Origin of the sequence: Subtercola boreus, from assembly GCF_003399645.1 — a bacterium.
Classification (GTDB): Bacteria; Actinomycetota; Actinomycetes; order Actinomycetales; family Microbacteriaceae; genus Subtercola; species Subtercola boreus_A.
In genome coordinates, this window is the sequence record NZ_NBXD01000029.1 from 16910 (window position 1) to 36541 (window position 19632).

Consider the following 19632-nt stretch of genomic DNA (forward strand, 5'->3'; position numbering starts at 1 on the left):
CGCGCTGCTCGATTGCTGGTTCGGCACGAGGGTGGGTGTCTTGGGGGGAAGTGCGAATACGGTCGTGAGCATGACCCCGAAACCGCACGATTCCGGCCACACGCATGCGCACGCCGGCCCGCACGGGCCCGACCTCGCGCGACTGCTCGACCTCGACGCGATCGTTCAACGCCCGGCGCTCGAGCAGGCGCTGGCGACGGTCGCCGATCTCGTCGGGACCGACACACCTCGCCGCATCCTCGACATCGGGGCCGGCACCGGCACCGGCTCGGTCGCCCTCGCCCGGCTGTTCCCGACCGCCGAGGTCGTCGCGGTCGACATCGACGAGCGGATGCTCGAGCGGGTTCGCGCCCGGGCCCGCTCCGAGCGGGTCGCCGATCGCGTGAGCACGGTCGCCGCCGATGCCTCCGCAGACGAATGGTCTCTCGGCACCGCCGATCTCATCTGGTCGGCCGTGGCCCTGCACGAGGTCTCCGACGCCCCGAAGGCCCTCGACAACCTGTTCTCGAGCCTCCGGTCGGGCGGGCTGATCGTGATCGTAGAGATGGATGCTCCCCCTCTGGTGATCCCCGACACCGCCGCCGAGTCGGAGCCCGAGCAGGAACAGCACCTCAGGCCCGCGGAGCCCCGACGCTCACCCGCGTTCGATCATCCCGACTGGTCTGCCGGCCTCGCCGCAGCGGGCTTCGAGTCCCTGATCACCCGCACTCTCGTCACCGACCACCGGATGCCCGCAGACGGACCGGCGGGTGAGTACGCGGCGCTCGAACGGCGCCGCACCGGTCAACCCGAACTCGTGGGAGCCGATCAGCTGCACATCCGTGGCACCCGCACCCTCTGGGCGGCCCGCCGGCCCTGAACCTCTCAGCCTGCCGGGCGAAAAGCCGCGCGAAAGATGGCCCGGGCCCGCGCCGCGACGCCGGGCTGCTGGTCGGCATCCGTTCGGGCGAGCAGGAAGGCGAGCATCGAGATCGACAGCAGGATGTCTGCCGACACCACTGTGCGGGCGATCCGGTCGCGCTTCTGGTCGCGCTCGAGCACGGTGTCGATGATGTTCTCGAGCCGTCGGCCGAGGCCGACAGCACGATCGTCGTGGCGTTGGGAGGTGATCAGGTCGATCAGTGCCGTCGAGGCCATCGCCTGGTCGGCGATGCGGTCGAAGAGGTCGACCACCGACCCGTCGGGGTCGGAGACGAGCGAGTCGAGGTCGGCGATGTTCTCGTCGAAGACGGCGAGCGCGAGACTCACCCGGTCGGGAAAGTGCCGGTAGAGGCTGCCCTGGCCGACCCCCGCCCGCCGGGCCACCGCGCTGAGCGGTGCGCTGAGGCCGTGCTCGGCGAAGACATGCCGCGCAGCAGCGATGAGAGCCTCGCGGTTGGCGGGGCCGGCACTCGGTCCCCGGTTGGCCTTCGGCAGGTCTTCACGAGTGGTCGGCATTCGGGTAGCGTACTACCGGACAGAGTTGTCCGGTAGTACATCCCACGAACAGGAGCCCCTCCCCATGAGCAAGAACGAGAAACTCTCCGGCGATTCATCCATTCGCACCTGGCTCGCGGACCCTGCCGGCGGCCCGGTGCTGCGTGAACTACTCGCCGCGGGCGGTCAGGACGAGGGCGTGCTGCGGCCCGTCAGCCGGCTGGCGCTGAAGCGCCTCGTCACGATGAGCAAGGGCGCCTTCACGACCGGGATGATCGACGAACTGGTGCGGAAGGTCGAGGCGGGCGAGGTTCCCGAACCCTCCGAGACGGGCGGGGCGGGAGAGGCGGATGCCGTCGGCTCTGCGAGCGCGTCAGATGGAGCTCCCGAGTTCCCCGCCGCACAAGACGCCCCCGAACCCGAGTCCTGGGTCGAGAAGATCACCCCCGGGCGTTTCGACGGGATGACCGTCATCGTCACCGGAGCCGGTTCCGGCATCGGCCGGGCGACGGCATCCCGTATCGCCCGCGAGGGTGGCCGGGTGATCGCGGTCGACATCTCGCGCGAGCGGCTCGAGGAGTTCAGCTCCGAGCATCCTGAAACCGACGTGGTCACGGTCGAGGCCGACATCACCGACGACGCCGCCATCGCGCGCATCATCGAAGAGGCCGGCGACCGCATCGACGCACTGGCGAACGTCGCGGGCATCATGGACAACATGACGCCGGTGCACGAGCTGAGCGACGCCGTATGGCAGCGCGTCTTCGCCATCAACGTGACCGGAACGATGAAGCTCATGCGCGCCGTGGTGCCCGGGATGCTCGCCCGGGCCAAGGGTTCCATCGTCAACATCGCCTCCGAAGCGGCTCTTCGCGGCTCCGCGGCCGGAGCCGCCTACACCGCCTCGAAGCACGCCGTCGCGGGCCTCACCAAGAGCAGCGCGTTCATGTACGGCGCCACCGGAATCCGCGTCAACGCCGTGGCGCCCGGGGCCACGATCACGAACATCGAGGCGACCTTCGCCTCCGAGCTCGGGGCCCAGCGCGTGCAGATGGCCATGGCCGTGCTGCCCGACGCCGTCGAGGCCGACGCCCTGGCCGCCTCGATCACGTTCCTGCTGAGCGACGATGCCGTCAACCTGAACGGCGTCATCCTGCCCTCCGACGGCGGCTGGTCGGTGGCCTGAGGAGGGATCGCCGACGGCGGGGGTCAGCCCGCCGTCGGCAACCACACCCGCATCGTCGACGGGCCACGGTTCGCCCACGCGTAGTACGGCGTGAGCGCGACACCCTCGAGCACGCGAGCTGCCGCCGGCGCAGGCCGGCCCGACCCGGGACCGGGGCCGTCACCCGTCGGATCGGCCCCACCCGCGTACGGCCAGCCGGGGTCGTCATCCGCCCGCAGCGCCACCGTCGCCGTGACCCGGCCGTCCGCCATCACCGTGAGACCGCTGTCGAGGCAGAGGCCGGCATCCTCCGTCGACCTGCCCGCGGGCAGGTCCGACGACTCGAGCACCATCACGAGGGGACCGCGCTCGACCGCGACGGTTCCACGAACGGCGTCGATGCGGGGGTGCGGATGCACGATCCGCGGCTGCATCGGCAGGCTCAGGACGATCGTGTCACCGGCCGCGAACGCACGATCGACCACGACAGAACCACCGCCGGGCACGACGGTCTCACCTGCGACGGTGACCGTCGCAGCATCCTGTGCCCACTGGGGAACCCGTAGCGTGATCGCTGCATCGACCTCCTCGAGCACCGTCACCGTCACGATGCCCTCGTGCGGGTAGCCGCTCGAGACCTTCAGCGAGACCACCCGGGAGTCAGGCAGGGTCACCCGCACCGAGAGGTCGCCGTACTGGTGCAGCTGCACACCGTTCTGGTCTGCGGTGGCGAAGTACAGGCCTGCGCTCGCGAGCGTGCGCGCCACGTTCGTCGGGCAGCACGAAACCTCGAACCACGGAGCGCGCAGACTCGCTTCGGCCCGTTCGCTCAACTCGCCCTCGGAGGGCTCGGTGCCGGCAGCGCGCTGCTGCAGCGTGTTCGTGTAGAAGAATGCCCGGCCGTCCTGCCGGGGCGAGGCGAGGATGTTGTTCAGCAGGGTGCGCTCGATGAGGTCGGCGTAGGCGGTGTCCCCGGTCTCGAGCAGCAGCCGCCAGCTCAGCATGACGGAGCCGATGCCGGCACAGGTCTCGGAGTAGGCGCGGTCGGCCGGCAGCTCGTAGTCGTCGCCGAACGCTTCGTCCTGGTGGTGCGATCCCATGCCACCGGTGATGTAGGTACGCCTCGCGACGGTGTTGCGCCACTGCAGTGCGACGGCATCGGCGAGCGCACGGTCACCCGTCTCCGTCGCAACATCCAGCGCGCCGCTGGCGAGGTAGAGCGCCCGAACGGCGTGACCGCGCAGCACGGTGGCCGAGCGCACGGGTACGTCGTCCTGAAAGTACTCGTGACCGAAGAGGATCGTGGTGGCGAGCATCCCCCTCCCCCGGCGCTCGACGAACAGCCCGGCGAGCTCGAGGTACCGAGGCTCACCCACTGCCCGCGAGAGCTCGACGAGCGCGACTTCGACCTCGGGATGCCCGCAGATGGCCACGCGCCCGTCTGGTCCGAACTCGCGATACACGTGATCGGCGAGGCGCCGGGCGACCCGCACGAGGTCGTCGTCGGCGTACCCGCCTCGCACCCGCGCCACGGCGGCCTGAAAGAGATGCCCGAAACAGTACAGCTCGTGACCCCATTCGAGGTTCGAGTAACGATCGGGCTGTCCCGGATGCCCGAAGCTGGTGTGCAGGTAGCCGTCCGCCTCCTGCGCGGCGGCCACTCGGTCGACGAGGGCGCGGTAGCGGGCCTCGAGGGCCTGATCGGGCCGACGCGCCAGTTCCCAGGCCATGGCCTCGAGGAGTTTGTAGACCTCGGAGTCGACGAACTCGATACCGGCATGCCGCGACCCGACCGTGCCTGTGGCGACCGCGTCGAAGTTCTGGATCCAGCCGATCCGTTCCATCCACTTCTCGCAGTGCGCGAGGATGACGTCGGCGTTCAGCGCCTGGCGCTCCGCCCAGAAACCGCCATCGATCATGACCTCGTCGGGGCCGAGCGGGCGCAGGCGCGAGGCGCTCGGAGCGACCGGCCCACCCCGCAGGGCCTTCCCGGCGGCGTTCATCTCACGAACGCCAGGGAGCAGCGTGGCGGTTGTGTCAGGGGACAAGGGAGACCTGTGCTTCTTCTCGGAGGAAAACGGGAATGCGTTCAAGAGGTGCCTCGACGGTGATCGTGCGGCCCGCATCGATGAGTTCGGCGGAGTGCGCATCGCGCCAGCGACCAGTGCCGGGCAGGTACACCTGACGTTCGCGCTGGCCGGGTGCGGTGATGGGGCAGACGAGGATGTCGGGGCCGAAGAGAAACTGGTCCTCGATGAGCCACGCCCGCTCGTCGGTCGGGTAGTCGATGAACAGTGGTCGCATCGGCGGTACACCGGTGCGCCGAGCCAGGCTCATCTGCTCGTGGATGTAGGGGCGGAGCCGCTCCCGCAGCTGCAGCACCCCGGTCAGGATGCCCAACGCCTCATCACCGAACGACCACACCTCGTTCGGCCCGCCGGTCATCTCGAACCCGGTCGGCGTTCGCGGCTGGCGGTCGCCGTGCAGCCGGAACAGCGGGCAGAACACGCCGTACTGGAACCAGCGGATGACCAGCTCCCGGTACTCAGGATCTGACGCGTCGCCGCCGTGGAACCCGCCGATGTCGGTCGTCCACCACGGAATGCCCGAGATCGCGATGTTCAGCCCGGCCCGCAGCTGCTGCGCGAGCGACAGCCACGTGGCGGGAATGTCGCCCGACCACACGGCGGCGCCGTACTTCTGCGAGCCGGCCCAGGCCGAGCGGCAGAGCAGCACGGTCGGCTGCTGGTTCGCCTCGGCCATTCCCTCGGCGAAGAGCCGGGCGTTGTCGCGGGGGTAGATGTTCGCGACCTCTGCACCCGGGCCGGCCCAGAGGTGCATGTTCGAGGGGTGCGCGGGGTTCAGTTCGGGCTCGGAGGCGTCGAGCCAGAACACACGGATGCCGTGTGCGAGATAGTTCTGCTCCACCAGCTTCCACACGTACTCCCGGGTCTCGGGGTTCGTCGGGTCGTAGAATCCGACCGGCATCGGCGTGGCCATGCCCTTGTCCTGGATGCTCTGCAGGAACTCGACGCCCTGCTCGGCACCGACCAGCAGCCCTCGGTCGCGGTAGTCGGCGAAGTTCTCCGACAGCGGCGAGATCGTCGGCCAGATCGACACCATGAGTTCCACGCCGAGGGCCTTCAGCTCGGCGACCAGGGCGGGAACATCCGGCCACTCGTTCTCGTCGAAGCGGAAGTCGCCCATGGCCGACCAGTGGAAGAAGTCGGCCACGATGACCGAGAGCGGCAGGCCACGGCTGGTGTGCTCGCGCGCGACGGCGAGCAGTTCATCCTGGGTGCGATAGCGCAGCTTCGACTGCCAGAACCCGCTCGCCCACTCGGGCAGATCGGGCACATGGCCGGTGGCATCGGCAAAGCGCGAGAGGATGCCTGCGGGGGTCGGTGCGGCGGTGATCCAGTAGTCGATCTCCCGCGCCTGGGCGGCCTGCCAGCGGGTCGCGTTGTCGGCGAATTCGACGCGTCCCACGGCGGGTACGTTCCAGAGCAGCCCGTAACCGCGGTCGGAGAGCACGAACGGGATGTTCACCTCGGCGTTGCGTTGCACGAGGTCGAGAGAGAGGCCCTTGATGTTCAACCGCCCGTGGGTGCGTTGACCCAGGCCGAACAGTTTCTCCCCGTCGTAGGCCCGGAACTGCTGGTGGATCTCGGAGGCGCCGGAGCCGTTGCCGAGAAAGACGCGTGCCCCGGGCAGCCAGAAGTGCTCGCGACTCTCGGCCAGAAGTTCGGCGCCGGTCGTGGTGTTCGTGAAGGTGAGCTGGGGTTCGGGGTAGGGCTCCGCAGCGTCGAACGTCACGGTGACGGTGAGTTCACCGTTGACGAGCCGGCCGCCGGTGGCGGTCGCGGTCGCGATGGCTGCAGGCCCCTCGATGTCGCCCGCGGGCGGCACCGGCGCCGTCTCGGCGAGCGCCCCCGCACTCTCGGCGGGTAGCCGATACTGGCTCGCCCGAACGCGGGCGCTGTCGACGCCCCACGCCTCGATGCGCAGTACCTCGTGCCCGTGGCGCACCTCGAGGCAGCCCGAGGCGGCGGTGAAGGTGGCCATCAGTCTTTGACCGCGCCGGCGGTCACGCCGGCCGCGACGTAACGCTGGGCGACGACGAGAAGCACGGCTGCCGGGATGGACGCGACGACGGCTGTTGCCATGATCGAGTTCCACTCCTGGTTGTTGTTGCCGATGTACTTGTAGATGCCGAGCGTGATCGGTTGGATCTTGCCGCCGCCGTCGAGCGTCGACGCGAAGATGAAGTCCGACCAGGCCCAGAGGAAGGCGAACAGCGACACCGTCACGACGGAGTTGCGGCTGATCGGCAGCACCACCGAGCGGAAGGTGCGCCACGACGATGCTCCGTCGATCTTGGCAGCCGACATCAGCTCGTCGGGGATGGCCGACATGAAGGCGGTGAACAGCAGCACACCGAACGGCACGGCGATCGTCGAGTCGGCGAGAATCAGGCCCGGTATCGAATTCAGGATGCCCAGGTTGAGGTAGATCGCATAGAACCCCATCGCCATGATGATGCCCGGGATCATCTGCGCGATCAGGAACACGAAGCTCACGGCTCCGCCGCCGCGCGGCCGGAGTTTCGCCAGCGCGTAGCCGGCCGGGGCGGCGAGCACGAGTGTGAGCACCACCGTTCCGAGGCCGACGATCAGACTCGTACCGAGATAGGGCAACTGCTGGGAGAGCACCGCCTGGTAGCCCGAGAAGGTGGGGTCGAACGGGAACCAGGCGGGCGGGCTCTTCCGCATGTCGGCGGTCTTCGTCAGGGAGACGTTGATCATCCAGTAGATCGGGAACAGCATGAGTGCGGTGAGTACGACGCCGATCACCGTGATCCACCAGGTGGGACGCCGACGGTTCCGCTGGGCGGTCGAAGTGGCTCCGACGGTCGGTGTGGCCAGAGCGGTCATCGCTTGGCCTCCCTTCGCTGCAGGTGGATGTAGACGAGCCCGAAGACGAGCGCGACGATGATGAGGATGTTGCCGACCGCCGCCGCCGGCCCGAAGCGCGGCAGGGTCGAACCGAAGCCGAGCTGGTACGACCACGTCGACAGGGTGGTCGACGAACTGGCCGGCCCACCCTTCGTCATGATCCAGATGATGTCGAAGACCTTCAGCGTGTAGACCAGTCCGAGCAGGATCGTGATGGCCGACACGGGCCGCAGCAGCGGAAAGGTGATCCGCCAGAACTTCTGCCACGCGTTCGCGCCGTCGAGCGATGCGGCCTCATAGAGGTCGGCCGAGATGTTCTGCAGGCCGCTGTAGAGAATGACGAGGTTGAACGGGATGCCGATCCAGATGTTCGCGATCGTCACCGAGACCAGCGCCCACTGCGGCGAGGTCAGCCAGTTGACACTGCCGATGCCGAACGATTCGAGAAAGGAGTTCACGATGCCCGAGTCGCTGTTGAGCATCCACGACCAGGTGGAGGCCGACACGATCAGAGGCAGCAGCCACGGCACCAGGAACAGCGCGCGAAGCGTCGCCGACAGGCGGAACCGGTTGTAGAAGAAGACGGCGAGCGCCATGCCGATGGTGAACTGGAACAGGATCGACACCAGCACGAAGAACCCGGTGTGCAGGACCGCCGGGAGGAACGTGGGGTCGGAGAACACCTTCAGGTAGTTCTCGAGCCCGACGAAAGGTGCATTGCCCTGCACGAACGAGCGCACCGTGTAGTCGCGGATGCTCAGGTCGACGTTCTTGTAGAGCGGTAGCGCATAGAACAGTGCGAGATAGATCACCACCGGAGCAAGGAAGGCCCAGGCGGCCCACTGGGTCGCGTGGGGCCGCCGGGCCCGGCCGGCCGCCCCGGTGGGAGCGACCGGATCGGGCCGACGAGGAACCGCCGCCTCAGCCGTGACGGCGGGCGAGACGGCGGTTCTCTGCGTGACGGTCATGACTACTGGGCGGCCGCGGCCGCGGTCTGGGCGGCCTTCATCGCGTCTGCTGGCGCCTGGCTGCCCGAGAGGGCGTTCTGGAATCCACCCCACATGGCCTGCGAGATGACCGGGTACTTGGTGCCGAGGTTGTCACTCGTGCGACCACGCGCTGCGGCCACCGCAGCGACCCAGGGCGTGAGTTCGGCGTTCGCGGCGACCTGCTGGGTCTGCACGGTGGCGATCGGCGCAACGTACGACAGTGTCGTGTCGGTCGTCAGCAGGTTCGAATCGCTGGTGAGGCAGGAGACGATCTTCTCGGTGGTCGCGTAGCGACCGGTGTCGCTCTGCACGGGCGCCGCGACGAACTCTCCGCCGGTGGGTGCCGCTGCAGCCCCGCCCGCTTTGGCCGGAATCGGCACCACGCCGTAGCTCAGGCCGGATTTGTCGGCGCCGGCGAGCTGCCAGGTGCCGTTCTCGCTGAAAGCGAAGTCGCCGGTGAGAAACTCCTGCCAGCTCGTCGTCTGGGTGTTGTTGATCACGGAGTTGGGGGCGTAGCCCTCCTTCACCCAGTTCGTCCAGAGGGTCGCCGCGTCGACGGCCTGGCTCGAGCTGAGGTCGGTCAGCTCTGCGCCGGCGCCCCAGAACCACGGCAGGAACTGAAAGCTGCCCTCCTCGGTTCCGATGCCCGAGAACGTGATGCCCTGCTTGCCCGACGCCTTCACCTTCGCGAGTGCAGCGTTCAGCGAGTCCCAGTCGGTGACGCTGGCGATATCGACACCGGCGGCCGTGAGCACGTCTTTGTTGTAGTAGAGCGCCAGGGTGTTGGCGCCGATCGGCACACCGAAGGTGTCGCCGTTGCTCTGGCCGGCGGCGAGGATGTTCGCCTCGAAGTTCGTCGTGTCGAGCCCGAGTTCTTTGGTGGTGGTCAGGATGCCGGCGTCTGCCAGAGTGGAGACGACGGGGTTGTCGACGACGAGCACATCGGGCGAGCTGCCCTGCTGGCCCGCCAGAAGGGCCTTGCTGGTGAGGTCGGAGGTATCGTAACCGGTGCGCTCGATCGTCACTCCGGCCTCCGTTCCGCATTTCGCGACGAGCTTCGACCAGTCGGCGGTCTCATCGAACTGGGGGTAGGGATCCCAGAAGGTGTAGGTGCCGCCGGCGGCGGAATCGGTCGAGGCCTGGCCCGTGCCGGTGTCTGAACCGGAGCAGGCAGACAGCGCCGCGAGCGCGGCGATCGAAAGAACGGCTGCCCCGACAAGGCGCCCTCTTCTGGCGGGCTTGATCATCATATTCCTCTCTGAATGTGACGTGCTCATAGGGTACCGGCGGCAGGTCACCGAAATACCGAAAGTACTTTCGGTCACCACCATATGCGCGGTCTTCCCGCTCGTCAAGCAGGAATACGCCCGATAGGGTGAAAGAATCGGTCAAAGTTTCGAAGTCGCGGTTTCGGTGCCGGAACACAACCGGGAGTACAACGAGGGAGGTCGGAGGTGGACGGCAGAAAACGCGGCAAGGGGGCGCCGACGCTGACCGATGTCGCTGAGCTCGCGGGTGTCTCCCTCGCGACGGCGTCGAAGGCGATGAACAACGTGAGCCAGGTGCGCGCCGAGACGCGGCAGCGGGTTCTCGACGCCGCGGCCACCCTCTCGTTCACCCCGAACCCGTTCGCCAAAGCACTCAATTCGGCCACCACCGGAACGATCGGGATGCTCACGCAAGACCTCGACAACCGGTTCGTACTGCCGGTGCTGCTGGGGGCCGAAGACGCGTTCGGCGCCGGGTCGACCTCGGTGCTGCTGGCCGACGCGCGAAGCGACTCCGTGCGCGAGAGGCACCAGCTCAGCATGCTGCTCGCGAAACGGGTGGATGGGCTGCTCGTCGTGGGGCGCACGACGAACCCCCGGGCATCCCTCACTGCCGCGTTGACGGTACCGGTCGTCTACGTCTACGCGCCCTCCGTCGACCCAGCCGACCTCTCGTTCACTCCGGACAACTTCGACGCGGGGCGCCAGGCGGTCGAACACCTGCTCTCCCGTGGGCGGCGCCGCATCGCGTTCATCAATGGCGACCCCTCGTACACGGCCGCACAGGACCGCGTAGCCGGGGCATCCGCCCGGCTGGCCGAGGCCGGTCTCGAGCTCGTCGGCGGCAATGACCTCTTCGGCCCCTGGGGTGAACGCTGGGGCCGAAGGTGCACCGAGTCACTCGTCGATTCGGGGGTGGCCTTCGACGCCCTGCTCTGCGGCAGTGACCAGCTCGCGCGGGGTGCCCTCGACCAGCTGCGCGAGAGCCGCCTCTCGGTGCCCGACGATGTCGCAGTGATGGGTTTCGACAACTGGGATGTGCTCGCCGAGGAGGCCCGGCCGCCGCTCACCAGCGTGGAGATGAACCTGCAGGAGCTCGGTCGGGCCGCAGCCCAGGAGCTCGTCTCCGCCATCGGCGGAGGGAGCGCCCGGGGTGTGCGGCGCGGCTCGGTGCGCGTGGTGCCGAGGGAGTCCACGGCATCCTGGTCGCACCGCTGAGCCGCGCCCCACGGTCTACTTCGTGTAGGTCAGCGTGTTCGACACCGCCACGACCGTCACGACCGCGGCCATGATGAAGCCCCCGATATAGGGATTGTTCGTCGCCCGGTAGATCTTTCGCGTCACCACTGCGGCCACCGGCAGGATGATCAGGATCGGGAACAGCCAGATGCTGTTGATGCCCCCGAACCCGGGAATCAGGTCGCCCGTGACGAAGAAGTGGGAGTACTGCGCGACAACCAGGATCAGCGGAGCGATCGCGTTCGCGAGGGCCAGAACCGCCGTGTTGCCCCACTCGCGACCGAAGATCGTGAAGCGGTTGAAGGCGTTGATCGCCACTGAGTTCGCCAGGAAGTAGACCAGGAAGAACGGCAGGTAGATCAGTGCGATGGCGAGCTTGTTCGGAGTGAACGTCGGAATCGCCAGCACCCAGAGCCGGAAGTCGGTGGTGAAGAAGTACGCGAAGACGAACACCAGCACGAACGCCGACGCGACCACGATGAGGCCGAGAAGAATTCCCTGGCCGAACTTCTTCCAGCCGGGCAGCACACCGATCTCGCGGAGGTCCAACCCGTTCTTCCGCCCGAACGCGAGGTACGAGACGGCCATGATCACCACGGCGACCACGCCGTTGACGGAGGCCCAGAGGGCGATGATCCAGACGGCGCCCTGGGGGTTCAGCGGCGGGTCGCCGAGAAAGCTGACGGCTCCGACCGACTTGTCGGCGCTGATGATCCAGTAGCTGACACCCGACACGATGGCCGAGATGACGAGCCCGCCCCAGAACCAGAGGAGACCGCCGCGGCTGTTCGGCTGCAGCGCCGCCGTTCTCGTCGTGCGAAGACCGGCGAAGGCGCGGGTGCCGAGCAGGGCGATCGCGAAAGCGACCAGGAACATCCCGAAGCCGACGAGGCCGAGCGCGTTGAAACCCTCCTTGACCTGCCAGATCTGGGAGCCGGGCGCGATCGGATCGGGGGTACCGAGCGATTTGTCGAAGAACGTCAGCAGCGAGGTGACCTCCTGCTTCGAGAAGGGGCCCCAGGGGTGGGTCTGGGCGGGATTGTCGATCTCACGGATGGCGTCTGTGCCATCGACGGTCTGGGTGTACGTGGTGTACGACTCCTTCGCCGGCGTCCCCGAGGCGTCCGCTCCGAAGTTCAGGAACGACTGCGCGTTCGGCGTGCCGATGTACTCCCGCGGGGGTGTGAGTTCGGCACCGCTCTTGTCATAGCTCCGAAAGAAGAATTCGTCGTACTGGTCGGCCATCACGCCGACATCGCGGTTGCCGTAGTAGTTCGTGTAGGCGCCGGCCGAATCGACGTAGATCGGGTCGTTGTCGACGAGGTAGACCGACCTGATGAGAGGCGTCGCGGCCGCATCGTCGAGCGGGATGGCCCAGTTCGCGGCACGGGCACCGTTCGAATGGCCGCTGATACCGATCTTCGTCGTGTCGACGTACGGCAGGCTCGCGATCTCCTTCACTCCGTCGTACATGCCGGTTGCGGCATCCATCTCGTGGCCCTCCTGCAGCGGGTCGGAGGAGGCATGGCCGTACATGTCGATCGAGAGCACCACGTAGCCGCGGCGAGCCAGCTCGACGTAGTTGGAGTCCTGCATCTCCTTGTTGTTCCACCAGCCGTGCGCCAGCACGATCGCCGGGCGCTTGTCGGTCTCGCTGGCGCCGTCGGGAACCAGCAGGAGTGCGCTCATCGTCTTGCCCGAGCCGGTCACCCACGACATGTCGTGGATCGTGGCCGTGCCGCCCGAGGACTGCACGATCGAGGCTCCGATGGAGGAGACCAGCATGAGCACCAGCGAGAGCACGAGCCAGAACGCTGGCCTTCGCACATTCTTCTTCACGTCTTGTTACCTGCTTCATTGGGGGTGTGTGAGGGCGCGCTGAGACGGGGCGGATGCCCGTGCCGAGCGCAGCTCCCACCGTAGAAGACGGGCGGCCGCCCAGGGTCGCCCTCTCAGTGCCCCCCACACCCTCCCCCGCGGCGGAGGGCCCGGGCAGACCGGGGAGGAACGTAGGATCGACGGGTGGAACACGGGGACAACGCACTGGGAGAGTTTCTGCGGGCACGGCGGAGCCTTCTCGACCCGGCCGACTTCGCGGTTCTCGACCACGGGCAGCGCCGCGTCGAGGGGCTGCGCCGGGAGGAGCTCGCCTTTCTCGCCGGCGTGAGCACGCACTACTACGCCCGGCTCGAACAGGGGCGGGCGAGGCATCCCTCCCGGGCCGTTCTCGACTCCCTCGCGCGCGCCCTCGAGCTCGGCGACGAGGCGAAGAAGCACCTGCACGCCCTCGCTGAAGACCTGCCACTGGTGAAGGTGGCGGCCCGACGGAACGAGCGGGTCAGCCCCGAGCTGCTGCGCCTGCTCGACCGCTGGAGCGACCAGCCGGTGGCGGTGATCGGCCGTTACCGCGATGTGCTTACGTCGACGCCTCTGGCCCAGGCCCTGAACCCGGGTTTCGCGCCGGGGCACAACCTGCTGTACGAAGCGTTTCTGTCGCCCGCCGGCGAAGGCTTCTACGTCGACTGGGAGATCGTCGCCGCCGGGGCCGTCGCGGGACTGCGCAGCTCGGCGGGCTCCGACCTCGCCGACCCGCAGCTGAAGGAACTCGTCGACGAGCTCTCCCGCCGCTCCCCCGAATTCCGCCGTATCTGGGCACGCCACGACGTTCAGGAGCGCACCAGCGGCACGAAGCGCTACCTCAATCCGCTGGTCGGCCCGCTCACGCTCGAGTATCAGACCTTCCGCGTGAACGAGGCCCCCGACCAGACGCTCTTCGTGTTCTTCGCCGAGACCGGCTCTGTGAGCGAACAGGCTCTCGTGCTGCTCGCGTCGTGCGCAGAACTGAGCGACGCGAACCGGGGCTGACACCGGCTCACGAGGCGCCATGACGCGAGTGTCGGCCGTCGACTTGTAAGGTGACAGAGGGGAACGAAAGCGCCGCCCGGCGCTGTTCCGCCCGATGGAGGGACGATGGCTCGATCGGCGCGTGGGGCTGCCACGATGCAGGATGTCGCGGCTCTCGCCGGAGTGTCGGTGAAGACCGTCTCGAACGTGCTGTCGGGGTACGAGCACGTCTCGGCGAAGATGCGTGAGCGGGTCATGGGCGCGGTGGGCGAACTGGACTACGAGATCAACGTCTCGGCCCGCAACCTGCGGGTCGGCAGCACCCGGGTACTCGGGCTCGCTGTGCCAGAGCTCAGCCAGGCCTACTTCGCCGAACTCGCCGACGCGGTCATCCGGGCGGCAGGGGCCCGCGGGTACACGGTTCTCATCGAGCAGACGATCGTCGACCGGTCGCTCGAGATCAGCGCGGTGGCCGCCATGCGCCGGCACTCGATCGACGGCCTGATCTACAGCCCGCTGGCCATCGGGCCGGGCGATGTCGAGCAGCTCGACGTCGACTTTCCGCTGGTGGTGCTGGGCGAACGCGTCGAGGGCAGCCGCGCAGACCATGTCACGATGTCCAACGTGCAGGCGATGAAGGCCGCAACCCTGCACGTGCTCTCGCTCGGTCGGCGACGGGTCGCCGTGATCGGGGCGCAGCCCGACGGGCCTGTCGGAACGGCCGCCTCCCGGTTACGGGGCTACACCGAGGCGCTGGCCGACTACGGCATCGAACAGGACCCCGACCTCATCATCACCGCCGCTCTCTGGCACCGCACCTACGGCGTCGAGGCCATGGAGCGGCTGCTCGCCAGCGGCGTTCCGTTCGATGCGGTCGTCTGCTTCAACGACGCCCTCGCGCTCGGCGCGCTGCGGGCGCTGCACAAGCACGGCCGTCGTATCCCCGAAGACGTCGCGGTCGTCGGCTTCGACGACATCGAAGACTCGGCGTACTCGACCCCGTCGCTCACCACCGTCTCTCCCCGGCGCGATGAGATCGCGCAGAAGGCGATAGACATCCTGATCGATCGCATCGAGGGGCCCGACACACGACTGGCCCCGCTGCACGTCGAGACCGGATATGAGCTCATCGAACGGGAGTCCTCGGCCGGCGTGCGCGTCGAGCGCGAGGCTGCCGGGATTTCTTCCTAGGTCGAGTTGACAGTGGTGCCGACGTCGCCTACTGTCTCATTTACATCGATGTAAATTTGATGCCCACCACTCAAGAGAGTTCCCACACAGAGACGTTGGGAGCAGTAAGTAGGTACTCAGTGAAGAAGCTGATCGGAGTCGTCGCAGCAGCCGGATTGGTTGCCGCGGGGCTCTCAGGATGCGCCGGCTCCTCGAGCGACCAGGCCAGCGGCCCGGTCGCACTCACCTTCTGGCACGGCTACACCGAAGCCGACGGAGGTGTGCTCGACGACATCGTCAAGAACTTCAACGCTTCGCAGAGCGACATCACCATCACGACCCAGACGAAGACCTGGGCCGTCATCGACGACACACTGCTTCCGGCGCTGTCGTCGAAGAACGGGCCCGACATCGTCGCGATGACCTCCGACCGCCTGCCGGTCTATGCTCAGAAGAAGGCGCTCGTCGACCTCGACGACTTCTACGGCCAGTCCTCGAGCAATACCTCGGCACTCAAGGCCGAGGCCGTCGCGATGGAGACCGTCGACGGCAAGAAGTACGGCGTGCCGAGCGGGTTCGTTCCGCTCTCGGTCATCTACAACAAGACCCTCTTCGCCGCGGCTGGTATCACGGCCTTCCCGACGACCTGGGACGAATGGGTCGCCGACGCGAAGAAGCTCACCGTGGACTCCAATGGCGACGGCACCCCCGAGCAGTACGGTCTGGCCCTGCCCGACCACGCCACCGTCGGCAACGGCGTCTGGCCGAGCCTGTTCGAGGGCAACGGCGGCTCGATCACGAGTGACGACGGCACCGAGTCGACCATCGACTCCCCCGAGAACGTCGAGACGCTGACCTACTGGTCCACGGCGATCCAGAACGACAAGATCTCCCCGACCGGACTCGACGGCATTGCCTCCGACAACCTCTTCAAGGCCGGCAAGGCCGCGATGGAGGTCGGTGGCCCGTGGATGGCCGGGGTCGCGACATCCTCGAACATCGACTACGGACTTGCTGCCATCCCGGCGGGCCCGAAGGCCCAGGCCGCTTCGGCCATCGGCATCTCGCTCGGCATCACGGCGCAGACCGACGCGAGGAGCCAGCAGGCGGCAGAGAAGTTCCTCGCCTACTTCAACGACAAGACCACGGCCACGAAGTGGTCGCTCGGTTCGGGCTGGCCGCCGCTTCGCACAGACGTCAGTGCCGCCGACGTGTCGGCGAACGCCACCGTCGCGAGCCTGACCGAGATCGCTCCCAACACCGTCGCACTGCTTCCCGGCGTGGTCAACAGCACCGACGTGCTGACGGCCATCGACACCGCCACGCAGAAGGCCGTCGCCGGTGGCGACCCGAAGCAGTTGCTGAGTGACGCTTCGACGAGCATCCAGCAAGCCCTCACCAACTAGCTCGACCGACGACGTGGGGCGGGCGCGGAACACCACAGCCGCCCGCCCCACCCAGGAGCACCCATGACCACCCAGAATCTCGCGCCGTCCAGGCCATACCGACCGCCCGCCCAACTCGGCGGCCGCACCCCGCTGAACGGAACGTTCAAGCGGCGGGCCACGATCGTCGGCTTCCTCGCTCCGGCCCTCATCATCCTCGCCGCCTTCGTGGGCTGGCCGATGATCTCGGCCCTTCAGCTGTCGTTCACGGATGCGAGTGGGTTCGGCACCCCGGAGTTCGTCGGCCTCGACAACTACCTGAGGGTGTTCAGCGACACGGAGATCCTCCAGGCCATGGGCAACACCGCCCTGTACTCGGTGTTGTTCACCCCTACAGCCATCGTCGTGGCCCTGGTGCTCGCTCTCGCGATCAACAGCCCCCGCCTGCCGTTCCGCGGTTTCTTCCGCTCCACCCTCTTTCTGCCGTTCATCGTCTCGCTCGCTGTGGCCGCCTTCGCGTGGTCGTACCTGCTCGACCCGCAGATCGGTCTGCTGAACTACTGGCTGCAGGCCGTCGGCATCCGTATCGGCAACGTGCTGCAAGACCCGAACCTCGCGATGCCCACCGTGGTACTCGTCGCGGTCTGGAAGAACTTCGGCTTCTACATGGTGATCTTCCTCGCCGGTCTGCAGGACATCCCGACCAGCCTCTACGAGGCCGCACAGCTCGACGGCGCCAGCGTCTGGAAGCGGTTCACCAACGTCACCTTCCCCATGCTCAGCAACACGATGGCGTTCGTTGTGATCGTGGCGCTGATAGCCGCGCTGCAGGCGTTCGACCAGATCTACGTGCTCACCGGCGGGGGGCCGTACCGCAGTACCGAGACGATCGTCATGCAGATCTACCAGTCGGGATTCAAAGACCTCGACCTCGGCTTCGCCTCTGCCCTGTCGTATGTGCTGCTCATCGTCACACTGCTGCTCAGTCTCGCGCAGTTCCTCTTCTTCGGTCGTCGCTCAAAGGACATCAACTCGTGACCGCTCTCGCCCGCTCCGGTGTTCTGCCGGTCACCCGCACCCACTCCAGGCACCGGGGCGACCCGATGCGCTGGGTCTTCTTCGCCGTGCTGCTGGCCGTCACCTTCGCCATCATGCTGCCGGTGCTCATCATCGTCTTCACGGCCTTCAAACCCGCCTCCGAGGTGAATGCCTTCCCGCCGACGCTCTTTCCGCACCAGTGGACCCTCGCCAACTTCGAGGCGATCTTCTCCGAACTGCCCTTCGGCCGGCTGATCCTCAACAGTTTCGGTTTCGCCGGCGGCGTGACGGTCTTCGCCCTGGTCTTCGACTCCCTCGCGGCCTACGCGCTGGCCCGGCTCGATTTTCGCGGCTCCCGCATCCTGCTGATCGTCATCATCGCCAGCCTGATGATCCCGTTCCAGGCGACCCTCATCCCGATCTACCAGTTGGTGTCGCAGCTCGGCTGGGTGAACACCTTCGCCGGCCTGATCGCCCCACGGGCGGCCGATGCCTTCGGCATCTTCTTCCTCCGCCAGTTCTTCCTCTCCCTCCCCCGCGACCTCGACAACGCGGCCCGCATCGACGGCGCCTCGGAGTGGCGGGTGTTCCGAAGTGTCGTGCTGCCGAATGCGGTTCCGGCCCTTCTCACGCTCGGCATCTTTCTCTTCGTGAACAACTGGAACGACCTGCTCTGGCCCCTGGTCTTCACCACAGACCAGAACATGGGAACGATCACCTCGGGCCTCACCCTGCTCACCGGCCCGGGCGGCATCATCCCGCAGGGAGTGATGATGGCGGGCGCCCTGATGGCCGTGCTGCCGCTGGCCATCCTGTTCCTGCTCGTGCAGCGCCGCTTCATCGAGTCCGTCGCGACCTCGGGGCTCAAATGACACGCCAGACGGGCCAGTCGATGAAATGGTTCGACGACGGAGAGCTGCACTTCGCCCTGGGCATCGAAGACACCTTCGTGCCGCAGAGCCGCCCGGGTGAGCGCGCGATCGACGAATACGAACTCACCGACCACTACGCGCAGGTCGAGACAGACCTCGCGCTGGCCAAGGGTGTCGGCGCCGATCTCCTCCGCTGGGGCGTGCCGTGGTACCGCATCGCGCCCGAGCAGGGGCGATGGGACTGGTCGTGGATCGACAGGGCGATGGCCGAGTTCGAGCGCCTCGAGCTGCGGCCGATCGTCGACCTGCTGCACTACGGCACCCCGCTCTGGCTCGAGAACCAGTTCGCGAACCCCGACTATCCGCAGCACATCGCGGAGTTCGGTGCCCGCTTCGCCGACCGCTTCGCCGCCGTCGCCACGGACTATACGCCCGTGAACGAGCCGATGATCCACGCCCTCTTCTCGGGCGAGTACGCCTACTGGCCGCCCTACCTCGAGGGCCCGCGCGGCCTGGCGAGCATTGCGACGAGCCTCGCCAAGGGCTTCGTGCTGACCCAGCAGGGTATCGCCGACGTTCTTGGCGAGCGCGCGAGCTTCGTGCACGTCGACGCCGGCATGCGCTACGTCGGCGATGTGGATGCCGCGGAGCACCGGCAGACCGTCGAACGGCTCCGGCACCAGAGTTATCTCGTCGAAGACCTCGTCACCGGTAATGTGGGCCCCGATCATCCGCTGCTCGCGCAGCTGCTGAGCGGCGGAGTCACCGACACCGACCTCGACTGGTTCGCCCGCAATGCGGTTCGCCCCGACGTGATGGGGGTCAACTACTATCCCCGTCACTCGACGGAGGTCTTCGAAGCGGGGGTGCACCACGGCGGCGGTTTCGCCGATCCGAGGCCGTTCTTCGACGCCGGATGCGACGGGTTGGCCGAGGTGCTCACCCGGTACGCCGAGCGATACGGTGCGCCGGTCATGCTCACCGAGACCTGCGTCACCGGCACGGTCGACGAGCGCCTGGCCTGGCTGGACGACTCGGTGGCCACACTGCACCGGCTCCGCGGCGAGGGTCTTCCCGTCGTCGGAATGACCTGGTGGCCGCTCTTCGACATGTACGAATGGACATACCGGCACAGCACCGCCCCGCGAAAGGATCACCTGCTGACCATGGGGCTGTACGACCTCGTGGAGTCCCCCGGCGGCACCCTCGAGCGGCACCGCAACCCGGTCGCCGACCGGTTCCAGCAGCACGCAACCGCCGCCCTCGCCCCCTCATCCGCTTCAGCCTGAAA

16 protein-coding genes are annotated in these 19632 nt (G+C 67.4%); 9 read left to right on the top strand and 7 right to left on the bottom strand.

Annotated features, from left to right (window positions below; translation table 11 throughout):
• Window positions 1-70 precede the first annotated feature (70 nt).
• Window positions 71-859 carry a class I SAM-dependent methyltransferase gene (locus B7R24_RS14270; RefSeq protein WP_172582842.1) on the top strand — a complete coding sequence of 263 codons (789 nt, stop codon included), beginning with the start codon at window positions 71-73 and terminating at the stop codon, window positions 857-859.
• A 5-nt stretch (window positions 860-864) separates the two neighbouring features.
• Here the strand turns inward: B7R24_RS14270 and B7R24_RS14275 are convergent, their stop codons facing one another.
• Window positions 865-1437: a TetR/AcrR family transcriptional regulator gene (locus tag B7R24_RS14275; RefSeq protein ID WP_116419654.1), complete on the bottom strand. Its 573-nt coding sequence runs from the start codon at window positions 1435-1437 to the stop codon at window positions 865-867.
• Window positions 1438-1501: 64 nt separating this feature from the next.
• Between B7R24_RS14275 and B7R24_RS14280 the strand changes: the two genes are divergently transcribed.
• Window positions 1502-2602 carry an SDR family NAD(P)-dependent oxidoreductase gene (locus B7R24_RS14280; protein ID WP_116419655.1) on the top strand — a complete coding sequence of 367 codons (1101 nt, stop codon included), beginning with the start codon at window positions 1502-1504 and terminating at the stop codon, window positions 2600-2602.
• A gap of 23 nt (window positions 2603-2625) precedes the next feature.
• On the opposite strand, the gene B7R24_RS14285 is transcribed toward B7R24_RS14280, so the two are convergent.
• Genes B7R24_RS14285 through B7R24_RS14305 form a run of 5 tightly spaced genes read right to left on the bottom strand, consistent with a single transcriptional unit; the run spans window position 2626 to window position 9772 of the window.
• Window positions 2626-4584, bottom strand: a complete 1959-nt coding sequence (locus B7R24_RS14285; protein WP_116419656.1) for a glycoside hydrolase family 127 protein — start codon at window positions 4582-4584, stop codon at window positions 2626-2628.
• 34 nt (window positions 4585-4618) lie between these two features.
• On the bottom strand, window positions 4619-6646 hold the full coding sequence (locus B7R24_RS14290; protein ID WP_116419657.1) for a glycoside hydrolase family 31 protein: 2028 nt from the start codon (window positions 6644-6646) through the stop codon (window positions 4619-4621).
• Window positions 6646-7515: a carbohydrate ABC transporter permease gene (locus B7R24_RS14295; protein ID WP_116419658.1), complete on the bottom strand. Its 870-nt coding sequence runs from the start codon at window positions 7513-7515 to the stop codon at window positions 6646-6648. Before B7R24_RS14295 ends, B7R24_RS14290 begins: the two co-directional genes overlap by 1 nt.
• On the bottom strand, window positions 7512-8504 hold the full coding sequence (locus B7R24_RS14300; protein ID WP_116419659.1) for a carbohydrate ABC transporter permease: 993 nt from the start codon (window positions 8502-8504) through the stop codon (window positions 7512-7514). The genes B7R24_RS14295 and B7R24_RS14300 overlap by 4 nt, the downstream gene beginning before the upstream one ends.
• Window positions 8505-8506: 2 nt before the next feature.
• Window positions 8507-9772 (bottom strand): sugar ABC transporter substrate-binding protein, encoded by a 1266-nt coding sequence (locus tag B7R24_RS14305; RefSeq protein ID WP_253259475.1) that lies wholly within the window; start codon window positions 9770-9772, stop codon window positions 8507-8509.
• Between the two features lie 207 nt (window positions 9773-9979).
• On the opposite strand from B7R24_RS14305, the gene B7R24_RS14310 reads away from it, so the two are divergent.
• On the top strand, window positions 9980-11011 hold the full coding sequence (locus B7R24_RS14310; RefSeq protein ID WP_253259476.1) for a LacI family DNA-binding transcriptional regulator: 1032 nt from the start codon (window positions 9980-9982) through the stop codon (window positions 11009-11011).
• 15 nt (window positions 11012-11026) lie between these two features.
• Here the strand turns inward: B7R24_RS14310 and B7R24_RS14315 are convergent, their stop codons facing one another.
• Window positions 11027-12871, bottom strand: a complete 1845-nt coding sequence (locus B7R24_RS14315; RefSeq protein ID WP_253259477.1) for a dienelactone hydrolase family protein — start codon at window positions 12869-12871, stop codon at window positions 11027-11029.
• Window positions 12872-13054: 183 nt separating this feature from the next.
• On the opposite strand from B7R24_RS14315, the gene B7R24_RS14320 reads away from it, so the two are divergent.
• The 6 genes from B7R24_RS14320 to B7R24_RS14345 all read left to right on the top strand — a co-directional run bounded on the left by B7R24_RS14320 (window position 13055) and on the right by B7R24_RS14345 (window position 19630).
• Window positions 13055-13897, top strand: coding sequence for a helix-turn-helix domain-containing protein (locus B7R24_RS14320; RefSeq protein WP_116419661.1), 843 nt, complete (start codon window positions 13055-13057; stop codon window positions 13895-13897).
• Between the two features lie 105 nt (window positions 13898-14002).
• A complete protein-coding gene (locus B7R24_RS14325) occupies window positions 14003-15067 on the top strand; it encodes a LacI family DNA-binding transcriptional regulator (protein WP_253259478.1) in 1065 nt (354 codons plus the stop codon).
• 119 nt (window positions 15068-15186) lie between these two features.
• On the top strand, window positions 15187-16452 hold the full coding sequence (locus tag B7R24_RS14330) for an ABC transporter substrate-binding protein (protein WP_116419663.1): 1266 nt from the start codon (window positions 15187-15189) through the stop codon (window positions 16450-16452).
• Between the two features lie 63 nt (window positions 16453-16515).
• Entirely contained in the window at window positions 16516-17469 is a 954-nt protein-coding gene (locus tag B7R24_RS14335) for a carbohydrate ABC transporter permease (protein ID WP_116419664.1), read from the top strand.
• Window positions 17466-18341, top strand: a complete 876-nt coding sequence (locus tag B7R24_RS14340; RefSeq protein ID WP_253259479.1) for a carbohydrate ABC transporter permease — start codon at window positions 17466-17468, stop codon at window positions 18339-18341. Before B7R24_RS14335 ends, B7R24_RS14340 begins: the two co-directional genes overlap by 4 nt.
• Entirely contained in the window at window positions 18338-19630 is a 1293-nt protein-coding gene (locus tag B7R24_RS14345) for a family 1 glycosylhydrolase (RefSeq protein WP_116419665.1), read from the top strand. The genes B7R24_RS14340 and B7R24_RS14345 overlap by 4 nt, the downstream gene beginning before the upstream one ends.
• Window positions 19631-19632: the final 2 nt, after the last annotated feature.